Genomic DNA, 22222 nt, shown 5'->3' with positions numbered 1-22222 from the left:
CTTGCTAAAGGAGCGGTAGTTCAGTTGGTTAGAATACCGGCCTGTCACGCCGGGGGTCGCGGGTTCGAGTCCCGTCCGCTCCGCCAACTTAAGATGAAGGCCTTTGCAGTATTGCAAAGGCCTTTTTCGTATTTGAAATTTGAAAATCTAATCAGCGTGGTAATGCCGTTTGCTGCACTATATGTACCGCAGAGGGCTTGTCATGCCTCACCTCCCGCGATTATACCATTCCGCATAATTAAGTGATCATCGTTGCCCATTGTCGATGGCATATTTTCACACGCTCTTTATCTTCAATGAATGCACTCCATGATTCACTACAGACGTCGACTATTGACTCATCATCAGCAAATTTCAGTTATTTCGATCTGTTTTTCCTTGCCAATAACATGTTGCTCCCCTAACTTAAGTGCCAATTGCATGAGATAAGGGTATACGATGAAGTTAGAAATGATTTGCACAGGTGAAGAAGTGCTATCAGGCCAGATAGTTGATACTAATGCCGCTTGGGTTGCTAATACCATGATGGAGTTAGGTATTGAGATGCAGCACCGTGTCACAGTTGGTGATCGAATGGATGATCTGGTGGCTGTCTTCCAAGAGCGGAGTAAATATGCTGATGTCATTATTGTTAATGGTGGCTTAGGGCCCACAAGTGATGATATGTCTGCGTTGGCGATGGCAAAAGCAAAAGGTGAAGACCTTGTAGAAAATGTTCAATGGCGTGAGCACCTAGAAGAGTGGTTTACGCGTAATAATCGTGTGATGGCTAAAAGTAATTTAAAGCAAGCATGGTTACCAGCGTCTGCTGTGATGGTTGATAATCCTGTAGGAACGGCTTGTGGTTTTCGGGTTAAATTAAACAATGCGTGGCTTTTTTTTACACCCGGTGTCCCTTTTGAATTGAAACGAATGATAACTGAGCAATTCATTCCGTTTATTACAGAAGAATTCGGTATTCAAGCTAAATCGGCATTAGAAAAACTGCTCACTATAGGACATGGTGAGTCATCACTGGCAGACACTTTGTCTCAACTCACACTGCCTGAGGGGATTGAGCTGGGCTACCGTTCATCCATGCCGCACATTGAAATTAAAATATTTGCTCGCGGTGATAAAGCAATAAGGCAGTTACCAGATGTGACAAAGCAAGTTAAAGCCCTGCTTGGAAATGCGGTAGTTGCTGAAAATCGTCCAACATTGGCAGCAGAGATCCATCATAGATTATATCAGTCTGGTTTAAGCTTAAGTGTGGCTGAGTCATGTACTGGCGGCATGATTACCAGCCAGTTAATTGATTTTGCAGGTAGTTCGTCATATTTACATCATGGTTTGGTGACCTACAGTAATGAGTCTAAAGTGAAGGTATTGGGGGTTAACCCACAGATTTTAGATGACCATGGTGCAGTGTCTATAGCGACGGTAGAAGCGATGGCTCAGGGGGCGAGAAACATTTTAGACAGCGACTTTGCCTTGGCTACCAGTGGTATTGCCGGTCCAGATGGCGGTACAGACGACAAACCGGTAGGAACAGTTGCGATAGCATTAGCAACTAAGCAGGGTGTTTATAGCCAAATGGTTAAGCTGCCTGGCCGTTCCCGTCAGTTAATAAGAAGTATGAGTACGGCTGTTGCTTATGATATGTTGCGCCGTGCGTTAATTGAAGAAGCTGTTATTGTTGATTATCCGTCAATTCCACGTTTCGCCAAGTGAGTTGACGCTCGCTTGCTTAGCGCCTTGTAAGCAAGCGAGGGTTAATAGCTAGATTGTAAGGTTCTCAATCGTTTGATTGTTTTTGGCTTTTTGATAGAAGTAAGCCACTGTTAGTAAAATGATCCCTATCAAAATAAACGCGACAATTTTTTGAATTAATTCAAATGACGCCATATCAACAAAAATCACTTTGATACATGCCAAAGCAAATAACAATGCAGCTAGTCTGACGAGGTTGGCTTGTTGAGGCCGCAAACTAATAAACATGAGTATACTGGCATGTATTACGAGTAATACAGCACTCATAGCTGCTGCTATGCTGCTAAATTGGTAACTCCAGAGTATATAGCTAGTAACAAGTAAACTATGCCACGCCCACTTTAATGCGCTATAGGTGACTATTTTTCTATGCACTTTAACACCTAACCGGGCGCTTAATAAGTAATGCGCTAATAAAACCAGCACTCCAAGTTCTGCTAAATTGGTCAGTAAAGTTTGCAGACTTAATGTTAGCTGTATTTCATGATGCAACACTATCGGCAAAAGGGCGCAGATAAAAATTGCAGAGTAAGCCAAGCTATAGCTTGGTGCTAAAGCATGCTTAAAATGTTGTCCTATGCGTGTGTTTCTTTCGGTAATAACACTGAAATAGCCGCATATTATTAGCGCTGTTAATGCCCACGACGGATGCAGCAATAGATCAGTGACCGTTTGGCTAAATACCGCTATTACCAAAGCAAAATAATAGGGTGCAATATGCCACTGTAGGGTCGAGACTTGTTGCCATTTGCTAGGCAAATGAGCAAAGCGAAGGCTTATCAATCCCATAAATACTAAGCCGATAACCAATGCAACCAGCCCCTGCCACATCTCGACTAGACACAAAGTTGCCGTGATCATAATTGACAGTATTGTGAGTATTTGTGATTCGTAACGAAGGCTCTTGTGATTTACTAGGTAGGCTAATCCTAAGCTTGCTAGACTGCTCAGCCATAATGCAATAGCAATGTAGTCTGGATAGCTGCGTACTATTTTAGGTAATAACAGTAACGGTAATGCTAAATAACAGCCCAGTTGAACATAATAAGCAAGGCGGATTAATTTGGCATCTGCATAGTATTTTTTGTACCAGTAATAGGCCAATAAAAGCCCGGTAAAGAGCTCGATACGAGCTAATTTCGCATTTATCGCTTGGTCTGCAAAGCTCAGGCTATTGGCGTCTAACATACCAAAAATCACTAAGCCTAGAAGGGGTAGTTGGGCTAACCACGCTAATACTTCACTCAACCTAAGGTTGTGTTTAGCGCTCATATATAGCAGCAACAAACTAATTAATGGCAGGGTATTAAGCCAATATTGCTCGGTGATAAAGAAACTAACAAGCAACAAGGTTACCGCATAAAGTACAGCCAATACCTCACGGATAAGTCGTACAGCAATGTGCTCAAATACCATTAAATCAGTTTGATAGCGGCTAAGTAGTTTTTGTGCAGCAAAAGTTATTGCACAGGTTAGTGTCATCGCTATGCTTAATAAAGCTTGATACCCTAATACGCCATTATTGTCATAGTGTGGTTGAGTGAGTACATCAAACATATTGGTAAAACTGCTGATGATCCCAAGTATGAGTAAAACATAAGCTTCTGCTCTAATTGGGCTAAATTGCTGCTTACAACCAATCCACAGTAATAATAACCCCTCTAATAACAGCACTATAGCCATTAGTTCGACGCTGAGTAAAAATAGTGCGGCAAAACCAGCAAAGCTTCCGGCAAATGCTAAAGCAAGGGCTCCAATGTCCTTATTGCGTTTAATGACCCAATATAACAGTCCACACAGTAGGGCATTGATAGCAAATAGTTCACCGGCAAACACGCTCCATTGTGTGAGGGTATAGAGAGTAAAAATCATCAGCGCGATTGGAACCGCTAATAATCTTGGCGTTATTGTCGACTTGATAACAAATAATAAGCTGGCAATGCCGTAGAGGTAAAATAGTCCATTTACCATCAATAATGTGAAACTTGTTTGCCAGCCAACGCCAGGCAGCGGCAAAGGAATAAATAAGCTGAGTATTTGTACACACGCAATATGGAGTAATGCGGTTGTTTCAATGAGTATTGGCCAGGCTAATTTGTGGCTTTGTACCATTGAACATACACCAATAAGCGCCAAATACGGTAAATATAATAAGGGGGTTTGGCCGCCATCAAGTAACATTAATGGTGCTAGCGAACCACCCAATAAAGCAACAATAGCCACTACTTTGGTGTTGAGTTTAAATGACAAGCCGTAACCGAGTAAGGTATTAAGCAGTAATAAGCCAAAGCAAGCCGTGTCGGGAATAATGGTAAAATAAGGCCCAAGAAAATACAGGCACAAATAGTTAAGAATAAGTCCTAGTCCAACCAATCCTGAGCCGAAATCTTCCATTCCTGCCCGTTTTTGGCGAATAAATATGCCCCCAGCAATAATCCCGTTAGCAACGCCTAGTCCAAGCAGGGCTTTTGCTAATTCTGAAAACCAATGGTTAATTGAAAACTGCAGCAAGTAACCAAAGCCAAGCGTTAGCGTAATGATGCCGGCAAGTGTCATTAAAAATACTGGGCCAGATCCCTTAGCTTGATAATGCTGATAAACGCTTTTGGCCTGTTCAGTTAATCCTGATAAAGGTGCAATTGCAGTTGCGCTAAATTCACTCATGGCTTCGGCTAATTGCGAGAACATGGCACTTAATGCACTTTTTCTGGCTGGTAATGTCGGATCTATCGAGGCGTGTTGCGCTGTGATGGACGTTGCAGATGATGAATGATTGGCATCTAACGAGTGCTGCTCCCAAGCCAAAGAGGAGTATTGAGGCTTACGAGCAACAATGCTGTCGCTCGGGTCATCAACGTGCCTTTCTTGTATCCGAGCATGCGGGTGTTGTTGCTCATTGTTATTTTGTGCCAGTACTTGCTGGGCCAACGCATCGAGTTGTTGGCTAAATTTAGCTAACTGCTGATTGACATCCGTTTGCTGTGCATTTTGCTGTGCAACAAGCTCCGCCAGTTGTGCTTTTAATTGAGCAACGTCATCCATTAACGGCATCATTTATCCTATGATTATTAAGCCTGTCCCATAGTGCTAAGTGATTGTACGTGGTTCTGATTGATTAGGAAATGCTCAGTTATCTGGCACTTGGGATATATCGTTATATCAATCAGCACAAAACGTGATCATGCTGACGGGTTAACATCGCTTATCACTTCGTTAGACATGTTGAAGGTAGAACAACTACCTCGCTGCAATTCGTGCCTCATGCTAAGCGATTTTTCCTATGCAATCTCTGATCACTTACTTATCCAAATGGGTATTATTTGCGATATAGGCCGTTGCTATTTTAAGCAAAAAAGCACCTAAACAGGTGCTTTTTTAAAGTAAGTTTGAGCGATAAACCTTAAAACTTAACCACTAGCTTTCCTTGTTGTACCGTGATCTCTTTGGTCATTTTGGCCATTAATGCTTGATTACTGTCGCGAGTGTCTAGGGTGTACACAGGCTGGTTTTCAAGGTAATTACGCAAAAATCCCATCAGTTGCGGTGTCGCTTGGCTAATGTAACGTTCAATATCGACCGGCTCAGACTCAACGTTAACCAAGTCTAACTGGCGCAAATAAATGCTTTTCGTTTCACTGTCGTACCAAGGTACAGCCTCAAACGTGGTTTTTAGTTTTGCATGGATCGGCATTAATGGGTTGTTAACGGTTATCATGGTCGCTGCGGTTACAGCCATGGTATTAGGCTTAGCGCCTAGCACCACCTGCATGTCATTGAGCTTAAGTGACACACCAATTAACTTATTACCCTGTTTGACTTCAAAATGCATGTCGTTGTTAAGGTATTGCTCTATTTCAGACTCGGTAATACTGTACTGACTGGCACAGCCAGTCAGTAGTAAAAGCAAACCAAGTCCAAGGCTTTTTGCCAAGGTTATCATCCAGTGTTTCTCATTCCTGCAGCAACGCCAGCAATGGTCAGCATAAGGGCTAGCTGAACAGAGGCAGACGGTTCAACTTCTTTACGAGTACGCGCTAAAAGCTCGGTTTGTAAAAAGTTGAGTGGGTCAATGTACGGGTTACGCAGTTTAACAGATTCGCGGTTCCACGGCGTGTGCGACATTAACTCTGTTGCTTGAGTGAGCGATAAAACAGCATCAATGCCAAGTTGTAGGCGTTGACGAAGTTTTTCACCTAAATGATGTAATTCAGGTTTTACCAAGCACGACTCATAATATTTGGCAAGATTAGGTTCGGCTTTGGTGTACACCATTTCGAGCATTGAAATACGTGTTTCAAAAAACGGCCACTGCGCTTCCATTTCGCGTAGTAAATCAAGCTCACCGCGATCGGCTGCATCTTGCAATGCTTCACCAGCGCCTAACCAGGCTGGTAACATTAAACGGTTTTGCGACCAGGCAAAAATCCACGGAATAGCACGTAAGCTTTCAATACCCCCGTCGACTTTACGTTTGGCCGGGCGGCTACCTAATGGCAGTTTGCCTAGCTCTACTTCGGGCGTTGCCGCACGGAAGTAAGGTACAAAATCAGGCTCTTCGCGCACAATGCCACGGTAATGCTGAACTGACTCTTCAGCAATGCGCTGCATACAATCACGCCATGCTTTTTTAGGCTCTGGCGGTGGTAATAATGTTGCTTCCATAACGGCAGAGGTATACAAGGCTAAACTTTGTACTGCTAACTTTGGCAAGCCAAATTTAAAGCGGATCATCTCGCCTTGTTCGGTAACACGAATACGGCCATCTACTGAACCTGGTGGTTGCGATAAAATAGCCTTATGAGCTGGTCCGCCGCCACGGCCAATTGAACCGCCACGACCATGGAACAACATCAATTTCACTTCGGCTTTTTTACATACTGCAACTAATTGCTCTTGAGCGCGGTACTGTGCCCAAGCCGCAGCCATTACGCCGGCATCTTTTGCTGAGTCCGAGTAGCCAATCATCACTTCTTGCATGCCTTTGGTGTAGCCGCGGTACCAATCAATATTTAGTAAGGCGGTCATACATGCTGCTGCACCTTCAAGGTCTGCTAAGGTTTCAAATAAAGGCACTACGCGCATAGGGTTAGTGCAGCCCGCTTCTTTGAGTAACAATAATACGGTAAGCACATCAGATGGCTTACTGGCCATTGAAATCACGTACGAGCCTAATGCATTAGCAGGTTGCTTGGCGACTAAATTACAGGTTCTAACAACTTCAGCTACATCGTCGGTTGGTTTCCAATTAGCTGGAATTAACGGGCGTTTACCGGTTAGCTCGCGCAACAAAAACGCTTGTTTTTCGCTCTCATCCCAGTGGTTGTAATCACCCATGCCTAAATAACGAGTCAATTCGGCAATCACGTCGCTGTGACGCGATGCATCTTGACGGATATCGAGGCGCAGCATGTGAATACCAAAGCAGGCTAGGCGACGTAAAATATCTAATAACAGACCGTTAGCGATTAGCTTCATGCCACAATCGGTTAAGCTGTTATAAAGCAGCTCTAATGGTTTTTGTAAGTCGTCTTTGTGCCAAATTAATTCGCTGGTGTCGGTATCTGGATGCTTGCCTTCAAGACGTGCATTGAGGTAATCAATGGTGTTACGTAATTGGCAACGTAGTTTACGCAGCACGTCACGGTATGGTTCTTTGCTGTTATCTGTTAAAGCCGTTAACTCGTCGTTAGCTTGCTCCATTGATAACTCACCGAGTAAGGCAACAATGTCTTTTAGGTACAGTCTTGCTGCGGCATGACGATTGCGGTCTAACACTTCTTGAGTGACGACCGAGGTCACAAACGGGTTACCGTCGCGATCGCCGCCCATCCAGCTTGAAAAGCGCACTGGAGAGACATCAATCGGCAATTGTTGGCCAGTTTTTTGCTCGACTTGATCGTTTAGCTGGCGCAAAAAGTCAGGAATGGCTTGCCATAATGACGTTTCGATAGTGCTTAAGCCCCAACGCGCCTCATCTACTGGGGTTGGGCGCTCATTACGGATTTCGTTGGTATGCCAAATTTGCGCAATTAGTTGACGCAAACGAAGGGTACTTTGACTGCGTTCGCGCTCTGTCAGTTGGCTGTTTTCCTGTTCGGTTAAACAATCAACTACAGCGGCATATTTTTGGATTAATGTGCGACGAGAAATTTCGGTTGGGTGCGCCGTTAACACTAAATCAATGTCGAGGTTTTTGAGACACGCAATGACATCTTTTTTGTCAAGGTCGGTGTCGAGCATGCGTCCAAGTAATTGCTCTACGGGATCAGGGACACACACCAACTCGTCACAATTGCGACTAATCGTGTGAAATTGTTCTGCAATATTGGCTAAGTTTAAAAATTGGTTAAAGGCTTTTGCAAAAGGCACGAGTTCTTCGTCAGGTAATGCGGTTAACAGTGCTAACATTTGATCGCGTGATGCTTCGTCACCTTGGCGAGATTTTTTCGCTAGAATACGAATTTGTTCTACTTTTTCTAAAAATGCGTCGCCTAAATGGTTTTGCATTGTCTCGCCTAATATCTGGCCTAAATGCCCCACATTTGATCGAAGTGACGCATACATATCTGCCGTTTGCTCTGTCATACTTACTCCCGAAAAAAAGAACGATCTTGCCAATACTTATCTCATCACAATACCCAGCGCAGTAAAAATGGTCAATACACGGACGAGGTATTTTGTAATTTTATTTCGTAAAAATATTACATTCCGCTTGCATATTTAACTAAAATTTGACGATTATTTAATGCAAGCGTGGTAAATCATTTTTTTGATTAATTCTACAGTTGGCGTTAGGTATTCTAGGCCAATAAACTCATCTGGCTGGTGGGCTTGGTTAATGCTCCCTGGCCCTAGCACTAACGTTTGACAGCCTAGTTTGTTAATGTACGGTGCTTCAGTAGAGTAGTTAACCACTTCAGCCTCATTACCAGACAGTTCTGCGACCAGTTTGGTCCAAGGATTGTCTGCTTTGCCAGCAAATGATTCAGCGCCTGGGTATAAAGTACTGACACTAATACTGCCAGGGTATTCTTTACTGATGTCAGATAAGTAGTTCAGTACCATGAGTTCGAGCTCAGCCAGTTCCATGCCTGGTAATGGGCGAATATCTAAGTGTAAATCACAGCAACCACAAATACGGTTGGCCGCATCGCCACCATGTATATGACCAAAGTTCATGGTTGGATAGGGTACTGTAAACGCATCTTCACGATAGTTTTCGCTTAAATGCTGTTTAAGTTTCATTAATTGGCTAATGACTTTATGCATCACCTCAATGGCATTTAAGCCGCGGGCAGGGTCAGACGAGTGGCCACTGCGACCGATAACACGGATCCCTTGAGCTAAATGGCCCTTGTGCATATAAACAGGTTTTAAACTGGTGGGCTCACCTATTATGGCATAATCTGGTGCTACTGTTTTTGAGTCGGCAAAGGCTTTTGCTCCACTCATGGTGGTTTCTTCGTCTGCACTGGCAAAAATGGTCAGTGGACGTTTAAATTGATCCAGTGGCATCTCTTTTAACGCTTCAAGCACTAATGCAAAAAAACCTTTCATGTCGCACGTGCCTAGACCATACCAACGATTATCTTTTTCAATCATTTCAAAAGGGCTTTGACTCCAGCGCCCTTCGTCAAATGGCACGGTATCGGTATGGCCCGCGAGTAATAGTCCACCACTACCTTGGCCAATTCGTGCAATTAAATTTTGTTTGTTGCGCGAATCTTCAACCGTTGGGGTTTCACACTCAAAACCAAGCTCGCTAAACCAATTTTGCAACAAATTGATAACTGCATGGTTACTCATATCGTTTTCAGCTTCAAGTGCGCTGATTGATGGCGCTGCAATCAGCTGTGTAAAACAACTTTTAAGATCGGGTAATGTGCTCATGACTTGTCCTGAAAAAATTACATGTAAAATACTTATTCACATATATTGCATAATTAATGTTGTGTGTTAGTCTAGCAAACAGCATTAACCGATACCATTAATTGAACGCTGCACAATGAAAATAAATATCTGCCTTATGACTGTTAAAACCACTATATCAATTATCAGCGTGAACTTCCTGCGACGATAGCTTCAAATTAGACGACTCTTGTCTAAATAGGCTATGCTGACTCTGTCTTTAACTACTCAAAAGAAATCAAACTTATGAAAAGCATCGCAATTATTGGCGCTAGTGGATATACCGGCGCGCAGATTACTTCGTTGATTAATGCAGACACTAATTTAACAGTGCAAGGCATTTATGTGTCTGAAAACAGTTTAGACAAAGGCCGTAAATTATCTGAACTGTACCCTACATACAGTCACATGGCTTACACGTTATCGCCACTGACCGATGACGCAAAACAACAAATTGTAGATCAAGCTGATGGCGTTGTGTTGGCGACTGAGCATTCAGTGAGTTTAGAGCTCGCTGCTTGGTTTTATAAAAAAGGTTTAGCTGTATTTGATCTCAGTGGTGCTTATCGTTTTGCCGACGTCGCAAAATACCCTAAGTGGTACGGTTTTGAGCATACTCATCCCGATGTGTTAGCCGATGCAGTATATGGCTTGGCTGAGTGGAATGCTGAACAAGTTAAAAAGACTCGAATGATCGCTGTGCCAGGGTGTTATCCCACTGCGTCATTAACTGCATTAAAGCCACTAAAACCCCTATTAACAGATATGTTTCCGGTGATTAATGCTGTTAGTGGTGTAACGGGAGCTGGCCGTAAAGCGCAGCTGCATACCAGTTTTTGTGAAGTCAGCTTAACGCCATACGGTGTATTAGGTCACAGACATCAGCCAGAAATTGCAACGCAATTAGGCCAAGAAGTGATTTTTACCCCTCACCTTGGCAATTTTAAGCGTGGCATTTTGGCGACGATTACCGTGCAGCTTAAAGCTGGTACAACAGAAGCCGATGTCGCAAAAGCTTACAGCGTGTATGACAGCTCACCGATTGTGACCGTTAAGCACAATCAATTTCCTAAAGTAGACGACGTGGTATTAACACCAAACTGTCATTTAGGTTGGAAATACGATGCCAGTACTGGTTACCTTGTTGTGGCGAGTGCGATTGATAACTTAATGAAAGGTGCAGCGAGCCAAGGTTTGCAATGTATCAAAATCCACTTCGGCGTTTAACCACCAATAAAACAAGGATATAACAATGACTACTCATTCTGTTTTAGTGCTTAAAGTTGGCGGCGCGTTACTACAAACCGAAACCGGAATGGCCAATTTAATGTCAGCAATTAAAGACATGACAGCAGCTGGCCAAAAAATTGTCCTAGTGCATGGTGGTGGTTGCTTGGTTGACGAGCAACTAACCGCCAACGGTAAAGACATCATTAAACTTGATGGCTTGCGTGTTACCCCAGCCGATCAAATTGGCATTGTTGTGGGTGCATTAGCTGGTACCTCAAACAAGATTTTACAAGCCGCAGCAGCAAAAGCCGGTGTGGTAAGTGTTGGCATGAGCCTAGGCGATGGCAACGTCGTTAAAGCTAACATTAAAGATGAACGTTTAGGACTGGTAGGTGAAGTCACCCCTAATGATGCGAGCTACCTAAATTTTATTTTGCAACAAGGATGGCTACCCATTTGCAGTTCTATTGCGATATCGGATACCGGCGAAATGCTCAACGTAAATGCCGACCAAGCGGCAACAGCATTAGCCAAACTGGTTAATGGCACCTTGGTCCTATTGTCTGACGTTTCTGGCGTATGGGATGCCAATAAGCAAGTGATAAAAAGTTTGAATAAAAGCCAAATTGAAACCTTAGTTGCAGATGGCGTAATTGAAAAAGGCATGAAAGTAAAAGTTGAAGCTGCTTTAGAGGTGGCTCAATGGATGGGGAAACCCGTTTTAGTTGCCTCATGGCAAGAAACCGAACAGTTAAAAACATTAGCACAAGGCGGGTCCATCGGGACTCAAATACAGCCTTAATGGAGTAGTTTATGAAGCACCTGTTGTCGATAAAAGAGTTATCTCAAACTCAGTTACTGGATATTTTAGCATTAGCTAAAAAAATAAAAGCGAACCCAGCTGAGTACCGTCGCGCCTTAGATGGAAAAAGCGTTGTGATGCTTTTTGAAAAACCGTCACTGCGCACTCGAGTTAGCTTTGATATCGGCATCAATAAATTAGGCGGTCATTGTTTATACCTTGATCAACAAAATGGTGCTTTAGGTAAGCGTGAGTCGGTAGAAGATTTTGCCACTAATATTTCATGCTGGGCTGACGCTATTGTGGCCAGAACATATTCGCACACCACAATTGAAAAGTTAGCAAAACATGGCAGTGTACCTGTTATTAATGCATTATCTGACTTGTATCATCCATGCCAAGCGTTAGCGGATTTTTTATCATTATCAGAGCAGTTCGATGATGTACGCAACGCAAAGTTGGCCTATGTGGGCGACGGTAATAATGTGACACATTCATTGATTTACGGTGCGGCGATTTTAGGCTTAACTATGACTGTGATTTGTCCTGAAGGTTATTTCCCTGATGCTCTCGTGGTAACAGAAGCACAAGCTATCGCAGCAAAAAATGGCGGTAAATTGATTTTATCTGCCGACATAGATCAGATAGAAGGTCACGATGCTATTTATACTGATACTTGGATTTCGATGGGCGATGACACCTCATTAACAGAAATTAAAGAACGTTTTAGCCCATACCAAGTCAATGCAGAGTTAATGGCCAAAGCGGGTGCTAAATACTTTATGCACTGTTTGCCTGCACATCGTGGCGTAGAAGTCACCGATGAAGTGATGGACGGTGAAGGTTCATTGATTTTACACCAGGCAGAAAACCGCATGCATGCGCAAAATGCAGTGTTGGTAACCTTATTAAGTTAGTCACAATATTGATTGATAATGCCAATGGCGTTATATCGTTTACAAAAACATAAATGATTGATTGTAGGAATTGAACATGTCTAATGCAGTGAAAAAAACCGGCGTTAAAAAAGTGGTACTCGCGTACTCAGGTGGTTTAGATACTTCGGCAATTATCCCGTGGTTAAAAGAAACCTACGATAACTGTGAAATTGTCGCATTCTGTGCCGATGTCGGTCAGGGTGAAGAAGAACTTGTTGGCTTAACTGAAAAAGCATTAGCCTCAGGTGCTTCTGAGTGTCATATCGTTGACCTTAAAGAAGAATTTGTAGCCGATTACATCTACCCAACTATCGCGACAGGCGCAATTTATGAAGGGACTTACCTACTAGGTACCTCTATGGCGCGTCCAATTATTGCTAAAGCGCAAGTTGAAGTGGCCCGTAAAGTTGGTGCCGACGCGGTATGTCATGGTTGTACAGGTAAGGGTAACGACCAGGTGCGTTTTGAAGGTTGTTTTGCAGCCCTAGCTCCAGATTTAAAAGTGATTGCACCGTGGCGTGAGTGGGAAATGCGTAGCCGTGAAGATCTGCTTGCATACCTTGCTGAGCGTAATATTAAAACCAGCGCATCAGCGACTAAAATTTACAGCCGTGATGCTAACGCATGGCACATATCGCACGAAGGCGGCGAGTTAGAAGATCCATGGAACGAGCCATCAAAAGGTGTATGGACATTAACCGTAGCACCAGAAGATGCGCCAAACGAGCCAGAATATGTATCACTTGCCATTAAAAATGGTCGTGTGACTCATGTAAATGACGAAGCCTTATCACCTTATGCTGCACTGATGAAGCTAAACGACATCGCTGGTAAGCACGGTGTAGGCCGTATCGACATTACCGAAAACCGTTTAGTGGGCATGAAATCTCGCGGTTGTTACGAAACACCAGGCGGCACCGTAATGTTTGCAGGCTTACGTGCCATTGAAGAATTGGTACTAGACAAAACCAGCCGTACCTGGCGCGAGCAAATTGCTGGCCAAATGTCGCACTTAGTATACGACGGCCGTTGGTTTACGCCTTTATGTAAATCACTTATCGCCGCGTCAGAATCATTAGCTGAATCTGTTAACGGTGATGTGGTTATTAAGCTTTACAAAGGCCAAGCAACGGCCGTTAAAAAGCGTTCACCAAACAGCTTATACTCAGAGTCTTTCGCAACCTTTGGCGAAGATGACGTGTACGATCAAAAACATGCTGAAGGCTTTATCCGTTTGTACTCTTTAGCAAGCCGTATTCGTGCGTTAAACACCAAATAAGCTTTACGCCAATACAATTAAGGCGCTGCAAAGCGCCTTTCTTATAATGACTTTTGCGTAATTTAAAGAGCCATTACAAGAAAGAAATAGTTAACCTGAGCTCTGGATAAGAGAATTTAGGTGACTTAACACCAATATTATTGAACACCCAGTTCTTAAAACAGTTTTCAACACAGAGGATACCGACATGGCGTTATGGGGCGGAAGATTTCAGGGCGAAACCAGTGCACTTTTCAAGTTATTTAATGACTCACTGCCAGTGGATTATCGCTTATTTGAACAAGACGTTGTCGGCTCAATTGCATGGGCAGACGCCATTGCTAGCGTTGGTATTATTACTGCCCAAGAATGCACCGATTTAAAAGCTGCCTTAAACGAATTGCTCCTCGAGGTGGGTAATGATCCACAAGCCATTATCAGTAATGGCGCAGAAGACATTCACAGTTTTGTTGAACAAAAGCTGATTGCAAAAGTGGGCGATTTAGGTAAAAAACTTCACACTGGCCGTTCACGTAACGACCAGGTCGCGACCGATTTAAAACTGTGGTGTAAAAAAGAAGGTGCGGCATTACTTGAGCGTTTAGGGACGTTACATGCCGAATTAATCGCATTAGCAGAGCGTGAAGTTGACGCAGTGATGCCGGGCTACACCCATTTACAACGTGCACAACCCGTAACATTTGGCCACTGGGCATTAGCCTATGTTGAAATGTACGAGCGTGACATAAGCCGTTTACAAGATGCACTTAACCGTGCCGACTCATGTCCGCTAGGTTCTGGTGCATTAGCCGGTACAGCTTACCCCATTGATCGTCACGCATTAGCAGCGGCATTAAATTTTGCTCGCCCAACGTTAAACAGCCTCGACAGCGTGTCAGACCGTGACCACGTGGTTGAGTTATGCAGCGCAGCGTCAATCAGCATGATGCATTTAAGCCGTATGGCAGAAGACTTAATTTTCTTTAACTCTGGTGAAGCTAACTTTATCTCACTAGCAGACGAAGTCACCTCTGGTTCATCGTTAATGCCGCAAAAGAAAAACCCAGATGCCTTAGAGCTTATCCGTGGTAAAACCGGCCGTGTTTATGGCAGCTTAATGGGCATTTTAACTACCATGAAAGCCTTGCCATTGGCGTACAACAAAGACATGCAAGAAGACAAAGAAGGCTTGTTTGACGTGGTCGACAGCTGGGCCATTTGTTTAGACATGGCTGCGTTGGTATTAACTGGTTTAAAAGTGAATCGCCCGCATGCATTAGTTGCCGCTCAGCAAGGCTATGCAAACGCGACAGAACTTGCCGACTACCTTGTCGCTAAAGGCATGCCGTTCCGTGAAGCGCACCATGTTGTGGGTGAGGTTGTGGTATTTGCTATTAGTCAGCAAAAGCCGATTGAAGACTTAACCATTGCACAGTTACAAAAGTTTGCCAAAGTGATCAGCGATGATGTGTATCCAAACCTCACCATTGAAGCTTGCTTAGAAAAACGTGACGTATTAGGTGGCACAGCCGTTAACCAAGTGCACGCTGCCATCGCCGCTAAAAAAGCGTAATATTAACCGACAAATGGTAATAGCGCTTTTTATTTATGCCATTGTGTATTACTCAACATGTTTCCAGCCGTTTTTGATTAACCTGATCTCGAGCTCAGGTTAATCAATTACTTATTCAGGGCGTTCACTTCTATATTTTATGGCTTTAGAGCATTCGTCTAGCAGCAATAACCCTTGTTCGCGCAGTCGCGATAGACTGTCGTGGCTGAGGTGTACGTTGCGCCGCAGCCAGCAAGAGGCGGTGGCATCGTCTACCATGACAGCCACCAGTGATAACTTTTTTAATGCTTATGCGATTTTTTTGGGCGCCAGTTTAGGCCAAATGGGGTGGGTCACTGGGTTACCGCAATTGTTTGGCGCCCTTGCTCAGTTATTGTCGGTGTGGCTAGCGAGCCACTTTAGTCGGCGGCAATTTATTGTAGCCTGTGCCACGCTGCAAGCTGGTGTGGTATTGGCAATGGGCGCGCTGGCGGCGTTTCAACCTGACAATGCCGTATGGGTATTTATTGGCTTAGCGGTGCTATACCAAGGCTTTATTAACTTAATTCAGCCGCATTGGCGCGCCTGGATGGGTATGATTGTTCCTCAGCGTCGTCGTGGCGCTTTTTTTGCGTCTCGTACTCGCTTAACCATGATGGCATCGCTAAGTGTGTTTTTTGTTGGCGGCGGCATATTAACCTTAACCGACTCAATGCACATGGCCTGGTTAGGCTTTAGCTTATTGTTTTCGATTGCCGCCATGGGCCGCTTTACCTCTGCCTGGTTACTGCTGCAAATGCACGACCCCGAACCGCCAGCCGCTAAAACCTCAGGGGTATTTAGCCAAACATTGTATAACTTTCAGCAAGCGTGGAAAGACAACACCTTTCGTCATTACAGTCTATTTGTTGCGGGTATGCAGTGTATGGTGGCCATATCGGCACCGTTTTTTGCGGTATACATGCTAGAAGACTTGCACTTTACTTACTTTGAATTTGTAATGTCGAGCGTCGCCTCCATCTTGACTCAATTTATCACCTTGCGCTCTTGGGGCCGCTTTAGCGACCTGTACGGTAATCGATTAGTGATGATCATTACCAGTTGCCTCATTCCGAGCTTGCCGTTATTGTGGCTTTTTTCAGACAGTTTTATCTATATTTTAGCGATTCAGGCTTTTTCTGGTTTAGCTTGGAGCGGCTTTACCTTAAGCACGGCCAACTACCTTTACGACATCCGCCCATTTCGCAGTGACTTTGCTACCTATGCGGCGTTGCAGGCGGCATTAAGTGCCGGTTTTGTGTTTGTAGGCGCCATGGTGGGAGGCGTGATTGCCTCTTATGCCGCAGAGTTTTTAGTTTGGACAGGGTTAAATGCCTGGTTAAGCAACCCAATATTTTTGGTGTTTACAATATCGACCATCATGCGAATGCTGGTGGCATTGTGGTTTATACCTCGCTCGGTAGAACCCAAAGCACGCCCACGGCCTGAGCTGCTCACCCTTATCTTCCGTATCCGTGGTTTTAATGCTATTTCGGGTGTTAGCCTAGACTGGTTAACCGTTGCTAAGAAAAAGCGCGCTAACGATAAAGAAAAACACAGCGATAAGTAACGCTTTTAATCAAGGCGGTAATCAAAAAATTTACGTTTATCTGGCCCAGAGGCATTGGCACTGATTTTATTGGGGTGTTTATACTCATCCCAACTGGCCACATTACGGCCCATATTTAACTGCGGAAAGTTTAACTGCGGAAAGTTTAACTGCGGAAAGTTTAGCTGCGGACAGTTTAATTGCCCAAAGCTTGACGATTGGCACTCCTCACTAGGCTGCTGCAAGGGCATGTCTAATAAATGCGGTAAATCGATAAACTGCAACAACCTAGCAAGGCTACCATCGACACTGATATCAATAGAGATAAAATTGTCACGGCCTGCAAAGTAGCTCAATACTTGCTGCTGGTGGCGCTGATAACAAGCCGTTAAATGCGCGCTATCAAACACGTCATCCACCTGCCATATATCAAAACAATGATTAAAACTGCGTTTCATCACTGGATGAAAGCGGCCCTTATCCTTATCTAAATGTATTAGCATTCTGCCCAGTAACATTTGCATCGACGGCAGCCACTTATCTAAAGGCCTATCTAAATAGACAAATTTAGCATTGGGAAATAACACATCTAATTGCCGATAATCGCTAAAACACGGCGCGTCAGACACCGCATCGGCTAGCATAAACGCCTGCTTAGTAAAGGCTTGGTGGGCAACCGTTAACCCTTGTTCAAGCAAGGCCACGCTTACACTGGTTGTGCCGGTTCGCGGCAGGCCAATAATAAATACTTTATTATCCTGCTTACTCGTCATAGTGGATTTGGGCATATCGGCTTGTGCTGATGTCGATAGTTCGGTCTGCTTGGATATCATTAATTACAGTCGCATTGAGTGATAAAAATTGAAGGTTATTGAATCAGTAAATGATTATACCGAAATGCCAGCCAAGGTGTTATCGAGCTTGCTAGTCGGAGCCATGAGGTAATTAACCAACAGTATTTAAGTCAGCTAAACAGAGGTTAATATGTGGATTTGGCAACAGCCACTTAGCCTAACGCGTATTTTAGATTGGCATGCTCTGTTGTTTCCGAGTAACCAAGCCGTGTTTAATCCTGTTATTGGCGGTAAGTTACGCGGCGATGAACCTATGCTGGTGGTATCGGGGCGTTTAGACAAACCGATAGTCCATTTTACGCTAGACCAAAGTTTAACGCAGTTTATTGAGTGGTTTAATCAATCACGAAAACAGGCTGATCTTGATCCGCTAGTACGAGCAGCCATCACTCATTTGTGGTTTGTCACCTTGCATCCGCTTGATGATGGTAATGGACGTATCACCCGTTTGCTCATCGATTTAGCACTAGGACAAGCTGAACAGCGTTCGATTCATTTTTATGCAATGTCAGTTAGCATACTTGAGCGACGTAAAGTTTATTACGCGATATTAGAGTCTACCCAGCAAAGTGGCTTAGATATCACACCGTGGTTGCTGTGGTTTTTAGACACCTTAAATGACGCTATTCAACACACGCTCAATATCATTGAGCAAACTACTGCTAAAACCCAGTTTTGGCGTCGAGTTGATCAACACTTATTCACTACAGCGTTAACCACAGAACAAGTGAAAGTGCTGAATAGGTTACTCGATGGTGATTTTAGTGATGGAATAAGCAGTAGCCAATATCAAAAAGTCGCTAACGTCAGTCGCGTCACTGCCACCCGACATTTGGCTCAACTTGTGGATCAACAGTGTTTGGTCAAGACTGGCGCGGGTGGTAGAAGCACAAGGTATGTGTTGGCGTTGTTAGTTAAATATCTGTTACCGTACGCTATTGATAAATATTAAAGTTTAGATGGACCATACAATAATATTGTTATGGTATATTTTCTCTGTCCCTTACTTTGAAGGCTATCCGACATGGAACAAGTTGGTATATATGAAAAGCTCATTACTCAACTGATAGATAAAAGCATCGATCGTGATGTGTTTTATTTAGGCGAACGGGCATTAGAAGGCGCAGAGGCCAGTGTTTGGTTATCAAGGTTTTTGACCAAAATAATGGAGAACGCTATTGCCGCAATCCCCAGTGGTGCCAACCAACTTACTGAGCAAATCGGCTTAGCAAATAAGTTGGTTTTATGGTTAAACGATCATGTTCAAGATGATCAATTGATTACTGAAAACTTACTCGATAGTCAAGGCCGTATACTCACCGCACTATTTGATAGAAAAAATCCCATATCAACTGACTTTCCTGAATTTACAAAAGCTATTTATCCACTCACTGGGTTAAGTCAAAGTGAGTTGTTTTGTGGCAGTAACGCGGGTATTTCTTTAGACACTGAGCTTAAGCGTGAGATTCGTTCAGCGGATAAAATTTATTGGTTAGTGTCTTTTATTAAATGGGCCGGTATTCGGATTTTTAAAAATGAGCTGGAAGAGTTCGCTCGAAGTGGCAAAACCCTGCGGGTAATCACAACATCTTATATGGGCGCGACAGATGCTAAAGCGGTGGAGTTTTTAGCAAGCCTTCCAAATACAGAAGTTAAATTAAGCTACAACACTAAGCGAGAGCGTCTGCATGCAAAATCCTACTTATTTCTACGTGATACAGGCTTTCACACTGGTTATATTGGTTCATCTAATTTGTCGCATTCAGCGCTAACGAGTGGTCTTGAATGGAATTTAAAAATTACCACCCAAGAAATTCCTCACATTATAGATAAATCCCTCAATACCTTTGAATCATATTGGCAATCGAGTGAATTTGAATTATTTGATGGCAATATTGAGTCTAAAAACAAACTTCACGAGGCGCTAAGGGAAGCGAAAGGCGGGTATGGCGATAACAGTGCGTTTCATTTTGATATAAAACCCTTCGCACATCAGCGAGAAATTCTTGAACAGTTAAATGTTGAACGTCAAGTGCATCAGCGCTTTAGAAATTTAGTTGTAGCGGCAACGGGGACAGGTAAAACGCTAATATCGGCGTTTGATTTTGCTCGTTTTTATAAACAATATCCTGAAGCTAATTTTTTATTCGTGGCTCATCGGCAGGAGATACTTAAGCAAGCTTTGACTGCGTATCGTGGTGTATTGAAGAATAACCAGTTTGGTGAGTTGTGGGTTGCCGAGCACAAGCCTAATAGCTACCGTCATTTGTTTGCTTCGGTACAAAGCTTGAATCTGCAATTAGACAATTTACCACTTAGCGCTGATTTTTATGATTATATTGTGATAGATGAAGTGCATCATATTGCAGCCACTAGCTATCGAGGATTGCTAGCGTATTTCTCTCCCAAGATTTTATTAGGGCTAACTGCAACACCTGAGCGCCATGATGGACAAAATATCCTAGATGATTTTTGTGGAGTAATAGCTGCGGAAATTCGTTTACCCGAAGCAATTAATCAGCGCTATCTATGTCCCTTTCAATACTTTGCTATCGATGATGATACCGATCTTCGCAAAATTAAATGGCATCAAGGGCGATATGATATCGCAGAGCTAAGTCATCTTTATACTCATAATGAGCAAAGAGTGAAGCGCATTATTAATAGCCTTAATGATACAGTCACTAATATTCGTCAGATCAGAGCCCTGGCGTTTTGTGTCAGCAAAGAACATGCAGAATACATGGCAAAGAAGTTTGCTTTAGCCGGTATTAGTGCTGATGTGCTCACCAGTGATAACAGCCATGAGAGGCAACAAAAACGCCAGAGTTTAATTAGCGGTTACGTGAACATTTTATGCGTGGTGGATATTTTCAATGAAGGTGTCGATATTCCTGAGGTTGATACATTGTTGTTTTTACGACCAACTGAAAGCTTAACTATTTTTTTGCAGCAGTTAGGACGAGGGCTACGGTTAACTGATAACAAACAGTGTTGTACTGTATTGGATTTTGTCGGTAACTCTCGTGATGAATATGACTTTTCACAAAAGTTTCGCGCGTTGGTTGGTAAAACAAATCAATCGATTAAAGATGAGATAACGAGTGATTTTCCTCATTTGCCTTTAGGTTGCCGAATTGAGTTAGAAGAACAGACTCAGGCAATGATTTTGCGAAACATTAGCCGCGCAACCATGAATGCAAGCAGGCTGCGTCAGTTGATTAAAAATTTTGAGCATCAGACTACACTAACGTTAAATTTGGCTAATTTTTTACGCTTTCATCCCAACGTACAGTTAGAGGATATTTATAAGCTTAAAATGAGTTGGTTAGAACTCGTTGAGAGCGCAAATAAAAATCAAATTAATGAGCCACATCTAAATACGAGCCTAGCTAAGGCATACTATCGTGCAATAAATTATCACTTGATCGGCTGCAATTCTATTTCATATTTACAGTTTTTAACGCAGCTCATTATCGACAATTTTATCTTCGATGATACCAATATAACCCAGTGTCAATTTGCATTAATGTGCCATTATAATTTCTGGGATAAATCTGGCTCAGAGCTCGGCTTTACCAGCCTTAAGCAAAGCTTCGCTGCGTTGAGGGATAAACAATTACAGGCCGAACTGCTTGATGTCATATCGTTACTTATTGAGCGCATACATCATCATGAACTGGAAATGCAAATCCCTGACATTCCATCTTTAAAAGTGCATTCAAGGTATACTAGAGAGCAAATACTCGCTGCCAGTGGTGCAAGTTCCTTCGACAAAAAATCGACTGCCCGTGAAGGTGTTTTAGTCCTTAAAGCACTTAATGTTGAGTTGCTGTTTGTTACTTTGAAAAAGTCAGTTAAACAATTTTCACCAACTACCATGTACCATGATTATGCGATCAATGAATCGCTATTCCATTGGCAATCTCAAAATAGTGCAAGGCCCGAATATGGCAGAGGTCTGGGTTACATTGAGCATGAAAAAGAGGGCCGTAAATTGATTTTGTTTGTGCGTGAGCAAGCAAAAGATGAAAATGGCCGCACCATGGGTTTTGTCAATTTTGGTCTTGTGAAATATGTAAAACATTCTGGGTCACAACCTATGAATATTACATGGAGGCTTGAGAAACCAATGCCCGACTTTATGTGGCATGAAACAGCCAAACTGGCTATTGGGTAGGCAAGCATATTGGCATAGGCAACTGTTGAAAACAGGATGTTTTCGTCAAGCCCCCATGGATGGGTTTACGGCGTGTTGCGTAGGACGGTGTGGTTGGCGAACCAACACATAAACCTGCTGATAACCACGTCACCCATCTTGACGCTTTAGGCCTTTCATA

Annotated in this window: 13 protein-coding genes, 1 tRNA gene and 1 pseudogene; 10 read left to right on the top strand and 5 right to left on the bottom strand. The window is 43.3% G+C overall.

Annotated elements, in window-relative coordinates; genetic code table 11:
- Positions 1-9 precede the first annotated feature (9 nt).
- Positions 10-86 (top strand) — tRNA-Asp (locus tag L2703_RS18145).
- Between the two features lie 352 nt (positions 87-438).
- The gene (locus L2703_RS18140; RefSeq protein ID WP_248972434.1) at positions 439-1713 is read left to right on the top strand and encodes a CinA family nicotinamide mononucleotide deamidase-related protein; all 1275 of its coding nucleotides are present in this window, start codon (positions 439-441) and stop codon (positions 1711-1713) included.
- Positions 1714-1761: 48 nt separating this feature from the next.
- Here L2703_RS18140 and L2703_RS18135 read toward each other — a convergent pair whose 3' ends face one another.
- The 4 genes from L2703_RS18135 to argE all read right to left on the bottom strand — a co-directional run bounded on the left by L2703_RS18135 (position 1762) and on the right by argE (position 9642).
- Positions 1762-4803, bottom strand: coding sequence for a DUF2339 domain-containing protein (locus L2703_RS18135; RefSeq protein ID WP_248972433.1), 3042 nt, complete (start codon positions 4801-4803; stop codon positions 1762-1764).
- 349 nt (positions 4804-5152) lie between these two features.
- Entirely contained in the window at positions 5153-5692 is a 540-nt protein-coding gene (locus L2703_RS18130) for a YceB family lipoprotein (RefSeq protein ID WP_248972432.1), read from the bottom strand.
- Positions 5689-8337: a phosphoenolpyruvate carboxylase gene (gene ppc / locus L2703_RS18125; RefSeq protein ID WP_248972431.1), complete on the bottom strand. Its 2649-nt coding sequence runs from the start codon at positions 8335-8337 to the stop codon at positions 5689-5691. The genes L2703_RS18130 and ppc overlap by 4 nt, the downstream gene beginning before the upstream one ends.
- A 153-nt stretch (positions 8338-8490) precedes the next feature.
- Positions 8491-9642, bottom strand: coding sequence for an acetylornithine deacetylase (gene argE, locus L2703_RS18120; RefSeq protein ID WP_248972430.1), 1152 nt, complete (start codon positions 9640-9642; stop codon positions 8491-8493).
- A 264-nt stretch (positions 9643-9906) separates the two neighbouring features.
- On the opposite strand from argE, the gene argC reads away from it, so the two are divergent.
- The 6 genes from argC to L2703_RS18090 all read left to right on the top strand — a co-directional run bounded on the left by argC (position 9907) and on the right by L2703_RS18090 (position 17049).
- A complete protein-coding gene (argC, locus tag L2703_RS18115) occupies positions 9907-10887 on the top strand; it encodes an N-acetyl-gamma-glutamyl-phosphate reductase (protein WP_248972429.1) in 981 nt (326 codons plus the stop codon).
- A gap of 25 nt (positions 10888-10912) precedes the next feature.
- On the top strand, positions 10913-11692 hold the full coding sequence (gene argB / locus L2703_RS18110; RefSeq protein ID WP_248972428.1) for an acetylglutamate kinase: 780 nt from the start codon (positions 10913-10915) through the stop codon (positions 11690-11692).
- A gap of 11 nt (positions 11693-11703) precedes the next feature.
- Positions 11704-12609 (top strand): ornithine carbamoyltransferase, encoded by a 906-nt coding sequence (locus L2703_RS18105; protein WP_248972427.1) that lies wholly within the window; start codon positions 11704-11706, stop codon positions 12607-12609.
- Between the two features lie 76 nt (positions 12610-12685).
- Entirely contained in the window at positions 12686-13909 is a 1224-nt protein-coding gene (locus L2703_RS18100) for an argininosuccinate synthase (protein WP_248972426.1), read from the top strand.
- A gap of 187 nt (positions 13910-14096) precedes the next feature.
- Complete coding sequence (gene argH, locus L2703_RS18095; RefSeq protein ID WP_248972425.1) at positions 14097-15461, top strand: argininosuccinate lyase; 1365 nt, start codon at positions 14097-14099, stop codon at positions 15459-15461.
- A 139-nt stretch (positions 15462-15600) separates the two neighbouring features.
- A complete protein-coding gene (locus tag L2703_RS18090; protein WP_248972424.1) occupies positions 15601-17049 on the top strand; it encodes an MFS transporter in 1449 nt (482 codons plus the stop codon).
- A 5-nt stretch (positions 17050-17054) separates the two neighbouring features.
- On the opposite strand, the gene L2703_RS18085 is transcribed toward L2703_RS18090, so the two are convergent.
- Positions 17055-17816, bottom strand: a complete 762-nt coding sequence (locus L2703_RS18085) for a sulfotransferase family protein (RefSeq protein WP_428848672.1) — start codon at positions 17814-17816, stop codon at positions 17055-17057.
- A 217-nt stretch (positions 17817-18033) separates the two neighbouring features.
- On the opposite strand from L2703_RS18085, the pseudogene L2703_RS18080 reads away from it, so the two are divergent.
- Positions 18034-18834, top strand: a pseudogene (locus L2703_RS18080) (Fic family protein); the annotation flags it as partial.
- 72 nt (positions 18835-18906) lie between these two features.
- Positions 18907-22062 (top strand): DUF3427 domain-containing protein, encoded by a 3156-nt coding sequence (locus L2703_RS18075; protein ID WP_248972422.1) that lies wholly within the window; start codon positions 18907-18909, stop codon positions 22060-22062.
- Positions 22063-22222 lie beyond the last annotated feature (160 nt).

The organism is Shewanella basaltis (assembly GCF_023283885.1).
Taxonomy (GTDB): Bacteria; Pseudomonadota; Gammaproteobacteria; order Enterobacterales; family Shewanellaceae; genus Shewanella; species Shewanella basaltis.
The sequence above is the reverse complement of the archived record's forward strand: the minus strand, read 5'-3'. Positions and strand labels throughout refer to the sequence as shown.